The organism is Nocardia sp. NRRL S-836 (assembly GCF_001279525.1).
Taxonomy (GTDB): Bacteria; Actinomycetota; Actinomycetes; order Mycobacteriales; family Pseudonocardiaceae; genus Lentzea.
Genome location: NZ_LGDY01000110.1, coordinates 22996 through 39529, shown reverse-complemented (window position 1 = coordinate 39529; position 16534 = coordinate 22996). Strand labels below are relative to the sequence as shown.

21 protein-coding genes are annotated in these 16534 nt (G+C 69.3%); 9 read left to right on the top strand and 12 right to left on the bottom strand.

Annotation, left to right across the window (positions count from 1 at the left end):
- Positions 1-39: 39 nt before the first annotated feature.
- Positions 40-1236, bottom strand: coding sequence for an NADP-dependent malic enzyme (locus ADL03_RS26520; protein WP_197288672.1), 1197 nt, complete (start codon positions 1234-1236; stop codon positions 40-42).
- A gap of 332 nt (positions 1237-1568) precedes the next feature.
- Between ADL03_RS26520 and ADL03_RS26515 the strand changes: the two genes are divergently transcribed.
- Entirely contained in the window at positions 1569-2168 is a 600-nt protein-coding gene (locus tag ADL03_RS26515) for a dTDP-4-dehydrorhamnose 3,5-epimerase family protein (RefSeq protein ID WP_053736265.1), read from the top strand.
- Here the strand turns inward: ADL03_RS26515 and ADL03_RS26510 are convergent.
- Positions 2158-2460, bottom strand: a complete 303-nt coding sequence (locus ADL03_RS26510) for a S24 family peptidase (protein WP_255353405.1) — start codon at positions 2458-2460, stop codon at positions 2158-2160. The genes ADL03_RS26515 and ADL03_RS26510 overlap by 11 nt on opposite strands.
- A 72-nt stretch (positions 2461-2532) precedes the next feature.
- Here ADL03_RS26510 and sodN point away from each other — a divergent pair, with 72 nt between their 5' ends.
- Positions 2533-2940, top strand: a complete 408-nt coding sequence (gene sodN, locus ADL03_RS26505; RefSeq protein WP_053736263.1) for a superoxide dismutase, Ni — start codon at positions 2533-2535, stop codon at positions 2938-2940.
- Between the two features lie 168 nt (positions 2941-3108).
- On the opposite strand, the gene ADL03_RS26500 is transcribed toward sodN, so the two are convergent.
- The 3 genes from ADL03_RS26500 to ADL03_RS47390 form a co-directional block, all read right to left on the bottom strand.
- On the bottom strand, positions 3109-3816 hold the full coding sequence (locus ADL03_RS26500; RefSeq protein ID WP_053736262.1) for a haloacid dehalogenase-like hydrolase: 708 nt from the start codon (positions 3814-3816) through the stop codon (positions 3109-3111).
- A gap of 56 nt (positions 3817-3872) precedes the next feature.
- Positions 3873-6521 (bottom strand): S9 family peptidase, encoded by a 2649-nt coding sequence (locus tag ADL03_RS26495; protein ID WP_053736261.1) that lies wholly within the window; start codon positions 6519-6521, stop codon positions 3873-3875.
- A 232-nt stretch (positions 6522-6753) separates the two neighbouring features.
- Complete coding sequence (locus ADL03_RS47390; RefSeq protein ID WP_157529251.1) at positions 6754-6915, bottom strand: hypothetical protein; 162 nt, start codon at positions 6913-6915, stop codon at positions 6754-6756.
- A gap of 68 nt (positions 6916-6983) precedes the next feature.
- Here ADL03_RS47390 and ADL03_RS26490 point away from each other — a divergent pair, with 68 nt between their 5' ends.
- The 3 genes from ADL03_RS26490 (at position 6984) to ADL03_RS26480 (ending at position 8605) form a co-directional block, all read left to right on the top strand.
- Positions 6984-7580, top strand: a complete 597-nt coding sequence (locus tag ADL03_RS26490; protein ID WP_053736260.1) for a histidine phosphatase family protein — start codon at positions 6984-6986, stop codon at positions 7578-7580.
- The gene (locus ADL03_RS26485) at positions 7580-8053 is read left to right on the top strand and encodes a GNAT family N-acetyltransferase (protein WP_053736295.1); all 474 of its coding nucleotides are present in this window, start codon (positions 7580-7582) and stop codon (positions 8051-8053) included. Before ADL03_RS26490 ends, ADL03_RS26485 begins: the two co-directional genes overlap by 1 nt.
- A gap of 126 nt (positions 8054-8179) precedes the next feature.
- On the top strand, positions 8180-8605 hold the full coding sequence (locus tag ADL03_RS26480; RefSeq protein WP_063798716.1) for a DUF5684 domain-containing protein: 426 nt from the start codon (positions 8180-8182) through the stop codon (positions 8603-8605).
- Positions 8606-8756: 151 nt separating this feature from the next.
- Here ADL03_RS26480 and ADL03_RS26475 read toward each other — a convergent pair whose 3' ends face one another.
- The 3 genes from ADL03_RS26475 to ADL03_RS26465 form a co-directional block, all read right to left on the bottom strand.
- Entirely contained in the window at positions 8757-9575 is an 819-nt protein-coding gene (locus ADL03_RS26475) for an SAM-dependent methyltransferase (RefSeq protein ID WP_053736293.1), read from the bottom strand.
- 169 nt (positions 9576-9744) lie between these two features.
- Positions 9745-10461 (bottom strand): trypsin-like serine protease, encoded by a 717-nt coding sequence (locus ADL03_RS26470; RefSeq protein WP_053736259.1) that lies wholly within the window; start codon positions 10459-10461, stop codon positions 9745-9747.
- Positions 10462-10543: 82 nt separating this feature from the next.
- Positions 10544-10960, bottom strand: a complete 417-nt coding sequence (locus tag ADL03_RS26465; RefSeq protein WP_063798715.1) for a hypothetical protein — start codon at positions 10958-10960, stop codon at positions 10544-10546.
- A 251-nt stretch (positions 10961-11211) separates the two neighbouring features.
- On the opposite strand from ADL03_RS26465, the gene ADL03_RS26460 reads away from it, so the two are divergent.
- Entirely contained in the window at positions 11212-12147 is a 936-nt protein-coding gene (locus ADL03_RS26460; RefSeq protein WP_053736257.1) for a diacylglycerol kinase family protein, read from the top strand.
- A gap of 341 nt (positions 12148-12488) precedes the next feature.
- Complete coding sequence (locus ADL03_RS26455) at positions 12489-12743, top strand: WhiB family transcriptional regulator (RefSeq protein WP_015104912.1); 255 nt, start codon at positions 12489-12491, stop codon at positions 12741-12743.
- Between the two features lie 141 nt (positions 12744-12884).
- Here ADL03_RS26455 and ADL03_RS26450 read toward each other — a convergent pair whose 3' ends face one another.
- Entirely contained in the window at positions 12885-14369 is a 1485-nt protein-coding gene (locus ADL03_RS26450; protein WP_053736256.1) for a PAS domain-containing sensor histidine kinase, read from the bottom strand.
- Between the two features lie 53 nt (positions 14370-14422).
- On the opposite strand from ADL03_RS26450, the gene ADL03_RS50865 reads away from it, so the two are divergent.
- Positions 14423-14497, top strand: a complete 75-nt coding sequence (locus ADL03_RS50865; protein ID WP_369809028.1) for a 50S ribosomal protein bL37 — start codon at positions 14423-14425, stop codon at positions 14495-14497.
- Positions 14498-14558: 61 nt separating this feature from the next.
- Here ADL03_RS50865 and rsrA read toward each other — a convergent pair whose 3' ends face one another.
- Together rsrA and ADL03_RS26440 are read right to left on the bottom strand one after the other, a co-directional pair.
- Positions 14559-14819 (bottom strand): mycothiol system anti-sigma-R factor, encoded by a 261-nt coding sequence (rsrA, locus tag ADL03_RS26445; RefSeq protein WP_053736255.1) that lies wholly within the window; start codon positions 14817-14819, stop codon positions 14559-14561.
- Positions 14816-15481: a sigma-70 family RNA polymerase sigma factor gene (locus ADL03_RS26440; RefSeq protein ID WP_197288671.1), complete on the bottom strand. Its 666-nt coding sequence runs from the start codon at positions 15479-15481 to the stop codon at positions 14816-14818. The genes rsrA and ADL03_RS26440 overlap by 4 nt, the downstream gene beginning before the upstream one ends.
- Before the next feature lie 49 nt (positions 15482-15530).
- On the opposite strand from ADL03_RS26440, the gene ybaK reads away from it, so the two are divergent.
- Complete coding sequence (gene ybaK / locus ADL03_RS26435) at positions 15531-16007, top strand: Cys-tRNA(Pro) deacylase (RefSeq protein WP_053736253.1); 477 nt, start codon at positions 15531-15533, stop codon at positions 16005-16007.
- Positions 16008-16011: 4 nt separating this feature from the next.
- Here ybaK and ADL03_RS26430 read toward each other — a convergent pair whose 3' ends face one another.
- A complete protein-coding gene (locus ADL03_RS26430) occupies positions 16012-16500 on the bottom strand; it encodes a hypothetical protein (RefSeq protein WP_053736252.1) in 489 nt (162 codons plus the stop codon).
- Positions 16501-16534: the final 34 nt, after the last annotated feature.

Sequence of the window (16534 nt, the reverse complement as noted above, 5' to 3'; positions counted from 1 at the left end):
AAAAGGGTGGCAAATGGTTGCGTGATCGGGAAGTGCGGATCAGGCCACTCCGTCGGCTTTCGCGGCCACCGCGACAGCCGCCGCGACCTCGGGCCCGACCCGCGGGTCGAGAGCGGACGGAACAATTCGGTCTGGGCCCAAATCATCTTTCGCGACGGCGAGAATGGCGTCGGCCGCCGCGAGTTTCATGCCCTCGGTGATCCGGCGCGCGCCCGCGTCCAACGCCCCGCGGAAGATGCCGGGGAACGCGAGCACGTTGTTGATCTGGTTCGGGAAGTCGCTGCGGCCGGTCGCGACGATCGCGGCATGGCGTGCGGCGACCTCCGGGTGCACCTCGGGGTCGGGGTTGGACAGCGCGAACACGATCGCGTCGTCGGCCATGCTCGCGATCAGGTCCTCGGACACCTTCGACGACGACACGCCGATGAAGACGTCCGCGCCGCGCAGCGCCACGTCGACACCGCCGTCGAGGCCGCTGCCGTTCGTCACGGCCGCGATCTCCTCCTTGACCGGGTTGAGGCCGGCCCGGCCGCTGCGCACGATGCCGCGCGAGTCGAGCAGCGTGACCTCGCCGACGCCGGCGGCGAGCAGGATCTTGGTGATCGCGATGCCCGCGGCGCCCGCACCGGAGATGACCACCCGCTGGTCGCCGATGTGCTTGCCCAGGACGGTGTTCGCGCCGTTGAGCGCGGCCAGCGACACCACGGCGGTGCCGTGCTGGTCGTCGTGCATGACCGGGCAGTCGAGCGCGTCGATCAGCTTCCGCTCCAGCTCGAAGCAGCGCGGCGCGGACACGTCCTCCAGGTTGACCGCGCCGAACGACGGGCGCAGCCGGACCAGGGTCTCGACGATCTCGTCCACGTCCGTCGTGTTGAGCACGAGCGGGATGGAGTCGAGGCCGCCGAACGTCTTGAACAGCGCGGACTTGCCCTCCATGACGGGCAGCGACGCGCTCGGGCCGATGTCGCCCAGGCCGAGCACCGCGGTGCCGTCGCTGACGACGACGACCAGCCGGTGCGCCCAGGTGTACTTCGCGGCGAGGCTCGCGTCCCGCGCGATGGCGTTGCTCACCCGTGCGACACCGGGCGTGTACGCGATGGACAGCGCTTTCGGGTCAGCGAGCGAGGCGGTCGCGCCGACCTCGAGCTTCCCGCCCAGGTGCGCGGTGAAGATCTCCTCGTCCGTCAGCTGCGTCGGATCGGAGTTCTCGGTACGGGCTTCGTTCACTGCTGTCACGGCGTCCCTCCTGCGGTGCGGGCGGCGTAGTGGCCCAACGTGGGCTCATCACCAAACGGCGCACCGGCCCAGCGTTGTCACACCGGGTACACGGGGCCTGGAAACTCGGTCGATGCCCTCCGACGAGTTGTGCCGGAGACCAGCCCGAGCGCTGCGGGTGAGCGAAGTGTGGCAGGGACGAACGCAGCTGTCTGCGGCGGGGATCACACTTTTTCCGCAGGTCAGAGGGCATGCAGCAAGACGTCCGTCCGTTTTTCTGCACCGACCGGTCGGTTTATGCAGGCAGGAAGCACCCGATCGGTCAAGAAAACATGACGCCTTAGAGTGACGCCATGCAGGTGAGTTCGCTGAAAATCGACGGCGCGTTCGAGTTCACACCCCGGTCCTTCCCCGACGACCGCGGCTTGTTCGTCTCGCCGTACCAGGAGGCCGCGTTCACCGAGGCGGTCGGCCACCCGTTGCGCGTCGCCCAGACGAACCACAGCGTCTCCCGCGCCGGAACGATCCGCGGCATCCACTACGCCGACGTCCCGCCCTCCCAGGCGAAGTACATCTTCTGCCCGCGCGGCTCGTTCATCGACGTGGTCGTCGACATCCGGGTCGGCTCACCGACCTTCGCCCAGTGGGACGCGGTGCTGGTGACGGCGGAGAAGTCCAACGCCGTCTACGTGTCCGAGGGCCTCGGCCACGGGATGATCGCGCTGGAAGACGACACGATCATGAACTACCTGTGCTCCACGCCGTACAACCCGACCGGCGAACACGGCCTCACGCCACTCGACCCGGCACTGGACCTCCCGTGGCCGCGCGAGTTCGAGTTCCTGCTCTCGGACAAGGACAAGGCCGCCCCCACCCTGGCCGAGGCGTACGAGGCCGGCGTCCTGCCCCGCTACGAGGACTGCCTGGCCCTGTACGCGTCCCTCAAAGCCTGAACCGCGGCCTCGGCCACAACCGTGCCCTGACCACTCCGAGCACCTCGGCCGGCCCGAGCTGCTCGGAGTCGGTGCTCGCGAACGGGTTGTCTCCCACGACGTGCCACCCACCGTCCACCAGGTGAGAGGCCCGCTTGATCGACAGCTGCTCCGGCCGGTGCGCCCACCGGACGAGCACGACCTGGCCCGCACGGGGCCGCGCACCCCAGCTGACCAGCACGACGTCCTCGCTCCGCAGCGCTGGTGCCATGGACGGCCCCCTGACGAGGACGGTGGAAAGACGCGGTCTCAACGATCACCCTTCGGTCAGCCGGAGTAGGGTCTCCTTGTCGGAGCATCCACTGTTTTCACTCTGGGAGGAACGATGCGACTCGTGTCGCGCATTCTCCGCCCGCGCGTCGAGGCAACCGCGCATTGCGACCTGCCCTGCGGCGTCTACGACCCGGCGCAGGCCCGCATCGAGGCCGAGTCGATCAAGGCGGTCCAGGAGAAGTACCAGGCCAACGAGGACCCGGAGTTCCGGGAGCGCGCCGTCCTGATCAAGGAACAGCGCAGCGAGCTCGTCAAGCACCACCTGTGGGTGCTGTGGACGGACTACTTCAAGCCGCCGCACTTCGAGAAGTACCCCGAGCTGCACGACCTGTTCAACCGCGCCACCAAGGCCGCGGGTGCGTCGGGCACCAAGGGCTCGATGGACCCGGCGACGGGCCAGCAGCTGCTGGACCTGATCGCGCAGATCGACAAGATCTTCTGGGAGACCAAGCAGGGCTGAGCCCGTAGCCTTGTAGACGACGCTGACCTGCGGAGATCTCTTCCGCAGGTCAGCGTCGTTTTTCGTCCGTTCGCACGCCAGTCAGCTGTCAGCCAACGCTGAAGCTGAGCGGAGAAGGTCGTGGACCTGAGATCGGCGGTCAGCGACCGCGATCGTCACGCGGCTGCTCTACCCCCTGACCAACCGCACCAACTGGTCGGTGTTCGTCAGGTCCGTAAGCACATTCCCGGCTCCGGCCGCTTCCAACTCTTCAACGCTGCTGCGTCCAGTCGCCACAGCAATGACCTGCACGCCTGCGATCAGAGCCACGATCACATCCCGCGGAGTGTCCCCTATGAGCACTGTGCCGGCCGGGGCGAACGGTGTGTCGAGCTGCCGAGCAGCGCGCTCCCTGGCAATCGCCACCAACTCCACCCGGTCGACATGGTCGTCGCCGTAAGCACTCGTCTCCAGATCAAGGAACTGTTCCAGCCCGAGCGCAACCAGCTTGATCCGCGCGACGGTCCGAAGGTTCCCCGTTAGCACCCCTTGGTGAACGCCCGGCTCACCGGCCAAGACCTCCAAGACCTCCCGCGCTCCCGGCAGCACCCGCGCTCGCGACGCGAACTCATCACGGCCGGCCTCGTAGCTGTCGATGAGCGCGTTCACCAGCCTGCTCACCGCCGCGTCGGTCGGCTCGACGCCGTGGAGCTTCAAAGTCTCGGCGATGATGTCCAGCTCGGTCCGGCCGCTCACATCAGCAAGCTGCCGGAACGGCCGGCCGATCGCCGCCGGAACCGCTCGCTCGTACATCTCCCGCCCCATGCCGCCAGACTCGAGCAACGTGTGGTCGATGTCCCAGAGCACGAGCCGTCGCGGCTCGTTCGGCGCGATCATGCATCGAGTCTGTCACTCAGCTGGCGTCTCGCACTGGGAGGTGGCATCGGCGCAGGTCAGGCCGCGTCCTGCACCGAGCCCACCACCTCGAACCTCGCCAGCTCCACCGGCTGCAGCCCCTCGAACCGCAACCGCACCTGCTCCTCCCCCTCGGCAACGCCATCGGTCACCGTCGGCACCGCGACCTCGGTCGTCGTCTGCCCCGCCGCGAAGAACACGAACACCCCGAGCTGGGTCTGCGACAACGGGCGTTCGGGCAGCACCGGCTCACCGGAGTTGGTGACGAACCAGTCGGCGTCGACGTCCGTTGTGGACAGTTCGGTGGCGCCCGCGGGCGGCACGGGCAGGCCCGCCAGCACCACCGCGGCGTCGGCGGGTTCGGACAACGTCAGCCGCCAGCGCAGTGGCATGCCCTCGGTCACGTTGGCGGCGAGCGGGGTGGCGGTGATGGTGGGCACCGGGTCGTCGTTGCGGAGCAGGAGGCCGCCGATGGCGGCGCCGGCGACGACGTTGTGGATGGCCTGCACCGCCACGGGGCGGAGCAGGTCGGTGCCCCAGCGGGTGTTGCCGGTGGCGGAGATCGGTACCTCCGTGCGGTGTTCGCCGGGGTGGAGGGTCACCAGGCGGCTGGTGATGGTGGTGCCCGTGCCTTCGGTGAAGAACACACGCAGGGTGCGGGTGCCCGTGCCGGTCGCGGTGACCGCGAGGGTGTACGTCCTCGTGCCCGAGTCGCCTTCCGCGACGGAGAGCAGTTCGGCGTCGGCGCGGCCCAGGGTCGAGGGTGGCACCGGCGGGAGGCCGGCGGTCCAGCCGTGGGCGTCGATCAGCCAGGCCTCGCCTGACGCGGAGGTCGGGACGAGTTCCAGCGCCGAGACGCGGCCCAGGGTGGTGGGCAGTGGCACGCGGACCTCCTGGGCCCACAACGCGCTCGTGCGGTTCGAGCCGGGCAGGCCGGTCAACGAGACGGAGCCCAGGGAGCGGCGGCCGGAGGGGTCGGTCACGAAGACCTCGAAGGAGGTTGCCGGGGTGTTCGCGGGGACGGCGAGGCGCAGTGCCAGCGAACGGGAGCCCGCCAGTGCGACCGGTGCCGGGAGGGCGATCACGCCGGGCTGACCGGGCGTGGACCAGCGCAGGGCCACGGCGAGGCGTTCGGGCTGGGTGCCGACGCCGCGCAGGCCGACGAAGTGCGGGGAACGGGGGCCGCAGGCGGTGGCGGGGTCGGTGCTCACCTCCAGGCACACCCTGGCGCTGCCGGACGCGGTGGTCGTGGCGGAGGGCACGACCAGTGGCTTGCGGGCGCCGCCCACGGCGTGTGCGAGGACGCGGGCCGGGTCGGCGGACGGGGCGCGCACGCCGGAGCCGTCGAGCAGTGGCAGGACGCGTTCGTCGCGGGAGAGGAACAGGTGCGCGGCGGCCGCGGTGTAGGTGGCGCCCTGGACCTGCTGCTGGTCGGCGGTCAGGCGGGTGGGGGTGCCGGGTGCGCACACCGGGTCGGTGCCGGGGTTGAAGAAGTCGTCGGTCGCGGGGGCCTCGGACTGACCGGGGGTCCATTCGCTGTTGTAGAAGTTGTGGTTGGCGCCCACCACGTACAGGGCGCTGTGCAGTGCGACGTCACGGCTCACGCCGCGGGTCTGGTCGACGAACAGCTGGCCCTGCAGGTCGGAGACGTCGCCGTCGCAGCCGGGCAGCAGCGTCACCGAGGGGACGTCCGGTGCCGGGTTGTGGCCGAAGATCGTCGGGCCGATCAGCACGTCACCCCTGATCGACCAGCGCACCCGGCCGGAGAAGCCGGTGTCGCCAGGTGGTGGGGTCAGGCTGTCGGTCGCGGCGCGGTTCACGCCCTCGCCGCCGCGGGAGTGGCCGACGAGCAGCACCTTCGCCATGTCGGCCGGGGGCGCGGTGCGCACCGGGTCCGGCGCGCTGTCGCGGTGCGCGGACCAGTCGGCCCACTTCGCCAGGTGGTGGCGCACCAGGGAGGAACGGGCCTGCGCGCCGGCGTCGGCGGTCTGGGCGTCCTGGGCGTTGATGCCGTTGGCGGAGATCGACACCGTCACGTAGCCCTGCGACGCGAGCAGCTCCTGCGACCTCAGGTAGCCGCGGTGGCTCGGCACCGGCGTCAGGCCCTCGGGGCACGGCCAGTTGAGGGTCATCACGTCGGGAGCGGTCTTGCTGTAGCAGGTGTAGTGCCGGCCGTGCAGGAACAACACCAGCGGCCGCTTGCCGTGCGCACCCTGTGGCGCGACGACGACGGCCTGCATCTCGATCGGCTGCGCGTAACCGGGCAACCGGACCGGGTCGAGCCGGTACTCCCCACGGGTGGTGGCGTACGAGCCGGGCTTGCCGGGGTCGACCGCGGCCTCCGGCTGCACGGCGGGCAGCTCCGGCACGCCGAGGGTGGCGGCGGGTGGCTCCTCGACGTCGATGCGGCGCCCGGAGGACCGCACCTCCAGCTTGGCGGGGTGGTGCGACGGCGCCCGCAGCGTGAACGTGCGCAGGTCGGCCGACTCCGCGGCGGAACCGAGGAACCGGTCGCCCTCCCAGAACTCGACGCCGGCGTCCGACACCGGCAGCGGGCGGGGCGAGATCCAGCGGATCACGCCACCGGCCACCGAGAAGCCCGGCGGTTCCGGCGCGGCGGACGCGGGCTGCGCCGGGACGACGGCGATGAGCAGGGCGGGTAACAGGAGCGCGACTGCGCGGCGCATGAGCGGGTCCTCTCAGAAAAGGACTGTCCGCTCCGTTCTAGCGATTCCCGGACGACGCGCGTGAGTATTTGGCCAACCAAAACGAAAAATAGACGGGAGTATTACGCCGTTCGGCCCACTTGCCATACCAATGGCGGGTTACAGCAGCTCACGACGCCTACGTGACATCAGAAACAGAACCACGGTGTTTCAGGACCCCGCCGGTCAGCACATTTCGCGCACCGGCGGAAGATCATTCACTCCTGCCGTCGCCGCCGCGCTCGTTCTGGCTCAGCTTGTTCCAGGTCGAGGTCAGCTCGGCCCGGATGCGCGCGACCCGCACTCCGAACGCCGCGCGGATCTCCTGGGCGTTCACCTCGTCGGGTGCGCCCTGGTCGTGGTGCTCGGCGGTCATGGCGATCGGGGTACCGCGAACGGGCACTCCTCCAAACGTGGTGCCGGTCACTCCTTAGGATCGAACAGGTGAGCACCCACCTCTACCTGCTGCGCCACGGCCAGACCGAGTGGTCCGAGAGCGGCAGGCACACGGGACGCACCGACATCGAGCTGACGCCCGAGGGCGAGCAGCAGGCACGCAGGGCGGGCGCCACGCTCGCCCGGCTCAGAGCCACGGACCAGGCGCCCGCGCTCGTGCTGACGAGCCCGCGGCAGCGCGCCACCAGGACGGCGGAGCTCGCCGGGCTGGAGATCTCGGCGACGACCGAGGACCTGGCCGAGTGGGACTACGGCGACTACGAGGGCATCACCACGCCGCAGATCCGCGAGCGCGTGCCGGGCTGGACGGTGTGGACGCACCCGATGCCGAACGGCGAGACGCACGCGGAGGTGCAGGAGCGGGCCCGCAAGGTGCTCGGCGAGGTGCGCAAGATCCTGCCCGGCGGTGACGTGGTCCTGGTCGGGCACGGGCACTTCAGCCGGGTCCTGATCGCGGCGTGGCTCGGCCTGGCGCCCGACCAGGGCGTCCACTTCGGACTGGACCCGGCCGGCACCTGCCAGCTGGGTGACGAGCGGGGCGACCCGCAGGTGCGCAGGCTGAACGTGCCTGCCTGGGAGGTGTGATGATCCGGCGGGTGGAACCGCGTGACGTCGACGCGGTCGTGGGGCTGGTGCACGAGCTCGCGCTGTACGAACGCGCACCGGAGCAGTGCCACCTCACGGCCGAACAGCTGCACACGGCGCTGTTCAGCGAGCACGCCGCGCTGTTCGGCCATGTGGCCGAAGTGGACGGTCAGGTCGTCGGGATGGCGTTGTGGTTCCTGAACTTCTCCACGTGGGACGGCGTGCACGGCATCTACCTCGAAGACCTCTACGTCACGCCGGAGCAGCGTGGCAAGGGCTTCGGCAAGCAGCTGCTCGAAGTGCTGGCACGGGAGTGCATCGACCGCGGATACACCCGTCTGCAGTGGTGGGTGCTGAACTGGAACGAGCCGTCGATCGGCTTTTACAAGTCGTTGGGTGCCATACCGATGGACGAGTGGACCGTCATGCGGGTGGCCGACGAGGCGCTGCGGGAGCTGGGCTCAGCACGCTGAAGGTTGACGGAAGGTCTCGAAAGGCTCACGAAACAGGAATTCCACTGAGGACGGGTCCACGGTGCTGGCAGCGTCCCCGCTCGCCGATCCCCCGGCACCAGGTAAGCGTGGAAAGAAGGAACGACCGTGGACCCGTCACAGCCGACTCTCACCGATGCCGACCAGGCAGCCCTGTTCGGCACCCTCGCGGTGTTCGGCATCATCGGCCTCGTCTTCGCCGTCATCGGCATCATCGTGATGTGGAAGGTCTTCACCAAGGCCGGTCAGCCGGGCTGGGCGTCGATCATCCCGATCTACAACTTCTACGTGCTGACGAAGATCGGCGGGCGTCCAGGCTGGTGGACCGTCCTGCTGCTCATCCCGTTCGTCAACATCGTCGTGTTCGCGGTCCTGGCGATCGACATCGCCAAGTCGTTCGGCAAGGACGCCGTCTTCGGCATCGTCGGCCTCTGGCTGTTCAGCATCATCGGCTTCGCGATCCTCGCCTTCGGCGGCGCGCAGTACCGCGGCCCGGCGGCCCTCTCCGGCCGACAGCCCGCGTACCAGGGCTGAGCACCTGACCGAGCACCACCAGGCCGGGCTCGAAGTCACCCTGTACTTCAGGCCCGGCCTTCACCACGGTCCGCGGTGAAATCCTTTTTATGGAGTTTCAGACACCGGCAGCCGCCGCCCCCGACGCAGGACCACGTGCGCTGCCCGCTTGTCAGCCGCAGATGAGGCCGACCGCGCCGTAGGTCGACGCGTCGGCCGCCGCCGAGGTGCCGGGCAGGTCGCCGTCCGCACGCCAGTTCGCGGCGAGCACCAGGCCGGGTTCGAGCAGTTCGAGCCCGCAGACGAACTCCTCGACGTCCTGCTTCGTGCGCGGCACCACCGGGGTGTCCAGGCCGTCGGCCAGGTTGACGAGCTTGTCGACCAGCTCCGGTTCGACGTCCCGCGTCAGGTGCGTCAGCGCGAGCAGGCTGCCCTCGCACATCGCGGCCCGGTAGCGCGCCACCACGCCCGCCGGCTCGTCGTAGACGTACGGGAGGATGCCGATCATCAGCACGGCGACCGGCTTCTCGAAGTCGATCAGCCGCCGGGTCTCGGGGTCGCGCAGCACGGTGCCCACGTCGTTGATGTCGGCCTGGACGATGGCGGCGTTGAGGTTGTCGCGCAGCATGGTGCGGGAGTGGGCGACGGTCACCGGGTCGTGGTCGACGTAGACGACGTGGCACGACGGGTCGACGGAGTGGGCCACCTCGTGGACGTTGCCCGCGGTGGGGATGCCGCTGCCGAGGTCGAGGAACTGCCGGATGCCCAGGTCCTCCACGCAGAAGCGCACCACGCGGCGGGAGAACGACCTGATCGTGCGGGCCATCTCGGCGACGGGGAACTGCTGGATGGTCGCCTCGGCCAGTGCGCGGTCAACGGCGAAGTTGTGCGCGCCACCGAGGTAGTAGTCGAAGAGACGAGCGGCATTTGGGCGCTCGGAACTGCCGTTTGTCGTCACCCGCTGCGGGCCGTCCTGCACTGCGCACCTCACCCTGCTCCCGAGCGGCGCGAACGCTGGCAGCACGGTAGCTGGCTACTCCGTTCGTGTCCATCCACCATTAGTGAACACGCAGGGTGACGTAAGCACGTGCTTACACAGGTCACGCAGGGGCCCCACGCGCCCGTGAAGGGAACGTGGGGCCCCCGCGTGACTCACCAGGTCAGACGCCCGCGTACTGCTGGATCCAGGAGCGGTAGCGGGTGACCGCGGTGTAGTTGGAGCGGGACGAACGGTCGGACGTCGAGGCGACGCCGACCTGCTTGCCGGAGGCGAACATCGGGCCACCGGAGTCGCCGCCGGCGGCGATGCCGTCGACGCGGGTCACCGCGATGGCGACGCCACCGCGGTAGTCACTGCCGTTGACGGAGGTGACGCGGGTGTTCGCGACCTTCAGGTAGCGCGACTGGCAGTTGATCTCCGGCTGGTTGGTGCAGGTCGCACCCCAGCCGTAGAGCTGCACGGTCTGGTTGACGGCCACGTCGGACGTCGTGCCGAGCGGGGAGAACGGCGCCGACATCGACGTGCCGACCCGCACCAGGGCCAGGTCGGCCGACGGGTGCTTGATGATCTGCGTGCCGGTGACGAGCTGGCCGCCCGAGGTCTGGTCGAGGCTGCCGGCGCGGAACGTGTACGTGCCGGCGGAGGCGACGCAGTGCTCCGCGGTGAGGATCCACGTGGGAGCGATCTTCGTGGCCGAGCAGTTCTCCCGGCCGTTGACGAACAGACGGGCCGCGTAGGGGAAGTTCGACGCGTAGCTGCCACCGATGATCATCGGCGACATGCCGGGCTCTTCCGGCGCGGCCGTGGCCGTCGCCGTCGCAGGTGCGAGGGAGAGCGCCGCCAGGAAGGCGCCCGCGATCGCGGTCATGAAACGCATGGTTGGTCACCTCGTGAGTGCAGGGAGTGGTTAAGCAACCACCGACAGCTTCACCCGGCCGTGTGACTGTGACCACCCTCCGTTAGTCGGCTTTGTCTCCTTCGGACGTCGGTAGTCCGAGAGCCCACTCGCGGCCGTCGCGGGTGAACAGCAGCACGAGCACCACGAAGCAGTAGATGCCGCCGAGGGAGCCGGCCAGCGGTTGTTCCGACGGTCCGTAGGCGTACCAGGCGCATCCCAGGAGCAGCAGCTGCGTGACGATCACGGGCGTGCGCGCGCCTTGCCGGCCGCGGAACAACATCACGCAGGCGAAGATCACCCCGCTGAACCACAGCACCAGCACGCCGGCGGCCCCGAGCACCGGACCTGCGGAGGGAGCTCCCTGCAGCACCCGCACGACGAGCGCGCCGGCCAGCGCGATGCCGCCCAGCCCCTGCAGGAAGGTGAGCACTGCGGCGGTCCGCACCGCGCGCGGCGGGGCCGGGGTACCGGTAGTCACAGGAGGCCTTTCCTCACGTTCTGTACTGGTCACGGATCGTAGGCCACCCGGTTGGAGGTCTCTTCGCGCACACCTCACGGGGAAAGATTGGGGAGCCTTCAGCGAGCCGGCGGTCGACCGGGGTGCACTCGTCTGCGGGGCTGACGCGACGCGAACGGAAGGGAGATTTGCGCCACTTTCGTGAGGCTGGAGTCGCCCTGAGGGAGGACACGCGACCCGCGAGCGGTCACGCATTGTCCTACCCTCGACTGGTGCGCGCTCTTCTCGTGGTGAACCCCCAGGCGACTACAACGACGCCGGCGGGGCGCGACGTGCTGGCCCACGCACTCGCCTCCGACGTGAAGCTGGAGATCGTCGAGACCTCCTACCGCGGCCACGCGCTCGACGCGGCCGCGCAGGCGGTGCACGACGGGTTCGACCTGGTCATCGCCCACGGCGGCGACGGCACGGTCAACGAGGTGGTCAACGGCATCCTGCGCGGCGGCCCCCGCGCCGGCCAGCCGATGCTCGGGGTCGTCCCCGGCGGTTCCGCGAACGTCTTCGCCGGTGCGCTGGGCATCCCCCGCGACCCCGTCGAGGCCACGCACGTCCTGTTGCAGGCCATCGAGCACGGCACCAGCCGCCGCATCGGGCTCGGCCGGGTCTTCGCCGACGTCATCGAGGACGGCCGCTGGTTCACGTTCAACGCCGGTGTCGGGCTCGACGCGGACGTCGTCGCGGGCGTGGAGGCCAAGCGCGCGAAGGGGCACAACGCGAGTCCCGCGCTTTATCTGGCGGTCGCGCTCAAGGCATACGCGAAACTAGTTCGCACTCCGCTGCACTTCACCGTCGAGGTGCCGGACGAACCGCGGTTCGACGACCTCGGCATGGTGTTCGTGTCGAACACCGACCCGTGGACTTACTTCGGCGACAAGGACATCCACCTCAACCCGAGCACGTCGTTCGACGGCGGACTGGGCCTTTCCGCCCTCACGACGCTGCGCGTGCCGACCGTTGCGCGCTACATCACACAAGTCCTGACGACGGGGAATCCCAGAGGTCAGAAACTCGTGCGGCGCGACGACCTCGAATATGTCAGAGTGAAGTCCGAGGAACCCGCCAACCTGCAGGTGGATGGCGACTTCCTCGGCACGACGACCCAGGTGGAGTTCCGAGCGGTTCCCGAGGCGTTGACCGTCCTCAGCTGAGGTGTGCTCGCGGAGAGCGCGAGCCGCCGCGGCCGGGATGACTTTGCGGGGGCGACCCCGCAAACCCCGATGTTCGGGCGCAGGCGCCCGAACGGCGCGGTATGACGGTCCGTGATCAGTTCGTGACCGTCTCGCTACCCATCCGGGATGTAGAGCAATCGAGTGACAGCAGAGCGTGAAACCCCAGGTGAACGCTGTCGATCTTTTGGGTGAGTTCACTCACCGGGTTGGTGCCAACCCCTTGACATCCCAGCCGTTCGTGAAAGCATTCACAAGCACCCCAAAACGACCGCTGACAACCGGCGTGCCTTTGTGCGCGCCAAGGCTGAGGAGTAGTTCCAATGGACTGGCGCCACCGCGCGATCTGCCGCGACGAGGACCCCGAGCTGTTCTTCCCCGTTGGGAACAGTGGTCCCGCGCTGCTTCAGATCGCCGAGGCGAAGACCGTCTGCCGCCGTTGCCCCGTCGTCTCCGACTGCCTCGCGTGGGCGCTCGAGAGCGGCCAGGACGCCGGCGTCTGGGGCGGGATGAGCGAGGACGAGCGCCGCGCTCTCAAGCGCCGCAACGCCCGCACGCGGGCCCGCAGCAACGCCTGAGAAGGCAGTTGGCCGCGAACAACGACAGTTGAGAAGAGCCCGACACCGTGCCAGGTGTCGGGCTCTTTTCTTGTTTGCACACCCTCCCGCATGACCACGTGAGACCGCTGAGGCTGGTCGTCACGTGTGCACGGCGTTAGTTTAGCGCCGCCCTCTGAGCGGCACGCGCAGGACCGCCTCTGTACCGCCTCGGGGCCTCCGTCGCAAGCTCAACGAGCCTCTCAATTCGGAGTCGACGAGGGTCCGAACGATCTGCAGACCGAGACGATCGGTGCGTTCGAGGGAGAAACCGGGCGGAAGGCCCTTGCCGTCGTCGGAGATCGTCACGTCGAGCCACTTCGCGGACCGCTCGCTGTGCACGACGACCTCGCCGCGCTGGCCGGGGGCGTAGGCGTGCTCGAAGGCGTTCTGCACGAGCTCGGTCAGCACCATCACGAGCGGGGTCGCGATCTCGGAGGAGACCACGCCGAACCCGCCCTCGCGGCGGACCTTCACCTGGGTCTCGGTGACGGCCACGTCGCCCATCATCGGGATCACCTTGTCGACGACGTCGTCGAGGTCGACGCGTTCGTCGACGGACATCGACAGCGTCTCGTGCACGAGCGCGATCGACGTCACCCGGCGCACCGACTCGGCGAGCGCCTCCTTGGCCTCCGGGTTGGTGAGGCGGCGGCTCTGCAGCCGCAGCAGGGCGGCCACCGTCTGCAGGTTGTTCTTCACGCGGTGGTGGATCTCGCGGATCGTGGCGTCCTTCGACATCAGCGCCCGGTCACGGCGGCGGACCTCGGTGACGTCGCGGCACAGCACGATCGCACCGGCCGCCTGTCCCCGTGGCCGAAGGGGCAACGAGCGGAACAGCACCGCGGCGCCCCGGCGTGACTCCGCCTCCATGCGCATCGACGGCTGGCCGTCCAGCGCCTGCCGGATCCGCTGCGCCACCTCGGTCGCGTCGAACGGGTCGCCGATGAGGCTGCGCGTGAGCGGCGCCAGGTGCACGCCGACCAGGTCGGACGCGTGGCCCATGCGGTGGTAGGCCGACAGCGCGTTCGGCGAGGCGAACACCACCGCGCCGGACGGGTCGAGCCGGATCAGGCCGTCGCCGACGCGCGGGCTGGTGTGCACGTCCGGTGACGGTTCCGGCGCGGGGAACGTGCCGTCCGCGATCATCTGGCACAGGTCGGCCGCGCTGCCGAGGTAGGAAATCTCCAACGGCGACGGCACGCGCGGGACGGCCAGGTTCGTGCTGCGGCTGAGCACCGCGATGACCTGCAGGCCCAGCCGCACCGGGATGGTCTCGCGCCGCACCGGCACGCCGAGGTGCCAGCGCGGGTCCTCCTCGCGGCAGATCCGCGACTCGTCCATCGCCCTGCGCAGCTGCGGGTGCTCGTCGGACTGCACCTCGCTGCCGACCACGTCCTCGGGGTGGGCCGTCGGCGCCGTCGTGGGACGGGCCTGCGCCACGCAGAGGAAGGTGTCGCCGGGACCGTCCAGCGGCACCCAGAGCAGGAAGTCCGCGAACGAGAGGTCGGAGAGGAGCTGCCACTCGGCGACGACCAGCTGGAGGTGGTCGACGGCGGCGCCGGAGAGCTTCGTGTGCTCGGCCAGCAGGTCCGTGAGAGTAGACAGAACTCCTCCATGTCACACTGGAAGCTGAAGTAGTTCGATTTTAGGAGACACGGATGTCGAAGCGTGCCCGCAAGCGCCGCGACCGCAAGAAGGGTGGCGCTAACCGAGGGAAGCGCCCCAACGCCTGAGTGCCGCGAAAAGCCCTGGACACCACCACGGTGACCAGGGCTTTTCGTGTACGCGGGGGCCTCAGCCCTCGGTGCGGATCTCCACGATCGTGGCGCGGATGCGGGCCTTCAGGTCCGCCGGGGCGTGATCCCCGCCGCACTTGCGCGCGAGCAGCGCCTTGAGGTGCTCCTCCAGGCCGAACTGCTCCAGGCAGGGGTGGCACTCGTCGAGGTGCGTCTGCAGGGCCGCGCGCCTCGACGAGTCGCACTCCTGGTCCAGGAACAGCCAGACCTCGGAGAGGACCTCGGAGCAGTCGGTCTCGTGGGGTTCGCCGCAGTTCATGACGCGTCTCCGTTGCCGCCTCGCAGGAAGCCACGTTCACGTGCGGTGTCCGCGAGCAGGTCGCGGAGCTGCCGGCGGCCCCGGTGCAACCGGGACATCACCGTGCCGATCGGGGTGCCCATGATGTCTGCGATCTCCTTGTACGCGAAGCCTTCGACATCGGCGAGGTAGACCGCGATCCGGAACTCCTCCGGCAACCGCTGCAATGCTTCCTTCACGTCGCTGTCGGGCAGGTTGTCGAGTGCCTCGACCTCGGCGCTGCGCAGCCCGGACGAGGTGTGGCTCTCCGCCTGCGCCAGCTGCCAGTCCGTGATCTCGTCGGTCGGCTGCTGCAGTGGCTGACGCTGCTTCTTGCGGTAGCCGTTGATGTAGGTGTTCGTCAGGATCCGGTACAACCAGGCCTTGAGGTTCGTGCCCTCCGAGAACGACGCGAACGCCGAGTAGGCCTTGAGGTAGGTCTCCTGGACGAGGTCCTCGGCATCTGCCGGGTTGCGGGTCATGCGCAACGCCGCCGAGTACAGCTGGTCGAGCATCGGCATGGCATCGCGCTCGAAACGCGCGGCGCGCTCCGCCGTCGTCTCCGTTGTGCCGGTGGCGGGCACCGCGCTCCCTTCCCACAGGTTCTGGGTCGGTGCTGACTCTACGCGGGGCCGCTCGAGCATGTTCGTAGCCACGTCCTGACCAACACGGTCGTGCTGGTAGTAATTCCGCATGGCCGGACGTGGGACCCCCGCCACAGCGCTGCTGGACAAGCAGCGGGTGGCGCACACCTTGCACTCGTACGAGCACGACCCCCGCCACGAGTCGTACGGCCTGGAGGCCGCGGAGGCGCTCGGGCTGGTGCCGGGCCGGGTGTTCAAGACGCTGGTGGCCGAGGTCGACGGCAAGCTCGCGGTCGGCGTCGTGCCCGTGACGGTGCAACTCGACCTGAAGGCGCTGGCGGCGGCGTTGAAGGGCAAGAAGGCGAAGATGGCCGTCGTCGCCGACGCCGAGCGCGCCACCGGGTACGTGGCCGGCGGGATCTCACCGCTGGGGCAGAAGAAGCGGCTGCCGGTCGTGGTGGACGCCTCCGCGCTGGAGTTCGAGACGGTGTTCTGCAGTGCCGGCCGGCGCGGGCTCGAGGTGGAGATCGCGCCGGCCGAGCTGGTGCGGCTGACGAACGCCGTGGTGGCCTCGATCAGCGCCTAGCGACCTAGCTCACCGGCCAGCCGATGTTCGTGAACCGCACGGGCGTGCCGATCCACGACGGCCACGCCGTGGTGATCCGGGCACCGAGGCTGCCCTTGCCCGGCAGGTCGAACCGAACGTATGCCGGCGTCACGGTGTCGCTCTTCTTCGGCGAGCCCACGTAGGCGACGGCGCTGAAGATCCCGTGGACCGTCGCCTCGGTGTACGGGCCCTGGCCGCCGGTCAGCGGAACATCGAGGTCCTGGCCCGCGGCGTCGAGGAACCGCACGTTGCTCAGGCTGCCGCCGATCGTGCAGGTGACGCCCTCGGCAGCCGCGAACCTGATGACGTGCCCCTTGTCCGGGTTCGTCGTCGGGCGCATGTCGTGGGCCGTGATCACCAGGTCGTCGCCGGTGCACCACGGCGCGGCGTCGGCCTGGGCCGTGGTCGGCACCGCGGTGGACAGGAGGGCGGCGCCGGCCAGGGCCAGCGCGGTGTTGCGGAACGAGTTCACGTGTTCTCCCCGAATACGTCTCGATTGGTGTTTC

Coding starts and splice junctions, on each gene's coding strand:
- ybaK (WP_053736253.1), top strand. CDS start 15,531: ATGGCCGGACGTGGGACCCCCGCCACAGCGCTGCTGGACAAGCAGCGG.
- ADL03_RS26455 (WP_015104912.1), top strand. CDS start 12,489: ATGGACTGGCGCCACCGCGCGATCTGCCGCGACGAGGACCCCGAGCTG.
- ADL03_RS26495 (WP_053736261.1), bottom strand. CDS start 6,521: ATGCGCCGCGCAGTCGCGCTCCTGTTACCCGCCCTGCTCATCGCCGTC.
- ADL03_RS47390 (WP_157529251.1), bottom strand. CDS start 6,915: ATGACCGCCGAGCACCACGACCAGGGCGCACCCGACGAGGTGAACGCC.
- ADL03_RS26440 (WP_197288671.1), bottom strand. CDS start 15,481: ATGCTCGAGCGGCCCCGCGTAGAGTCAGCACCGACCCAGAACCTGTGG.
- sodN (WP_053736263.1), top strand. CDS start 2,533: ATGCGACTCGTGTCGCGCATTCTCCGCCCGCGCGTCGAGGCAACCGCG.
- ADL03_RS26500 (WP_053736262.1), bottom strand. CDS start 3,816: ATGATCGCGCCGAACGAGCCGCGACGGCTCGTGCTCTGGGACATCGAC.
- ADL03_RS26470 (WP_053736259.1), bottom strand. CDS start 10,461: ATGCGTTTCATGACCGCGATCGCGGGCGCCTTCCTGGCGGCGCTCTCC.
- rsrA (WP_053736255.1), bottom strand. CDS start 14,819: ATGAACTGCGGCGAACCCCACGAGACCGACTGCTCCGAGGTCCTCTCC.
- ADL03_RS26485 (WP_053736295.1), top strand. CDS start 7,580: ATGATCCGGCGGGTGGAACCGCGTGACGTCGACGCGGTCGTGGGGCTG.
- ADL03_RS26515 (WP_053736265.1), top strand. CDS start 1,569: ATGCAGGTGAGTTCGCTGAAAATCGACGGCGCGTTCGAGTTCACACCC.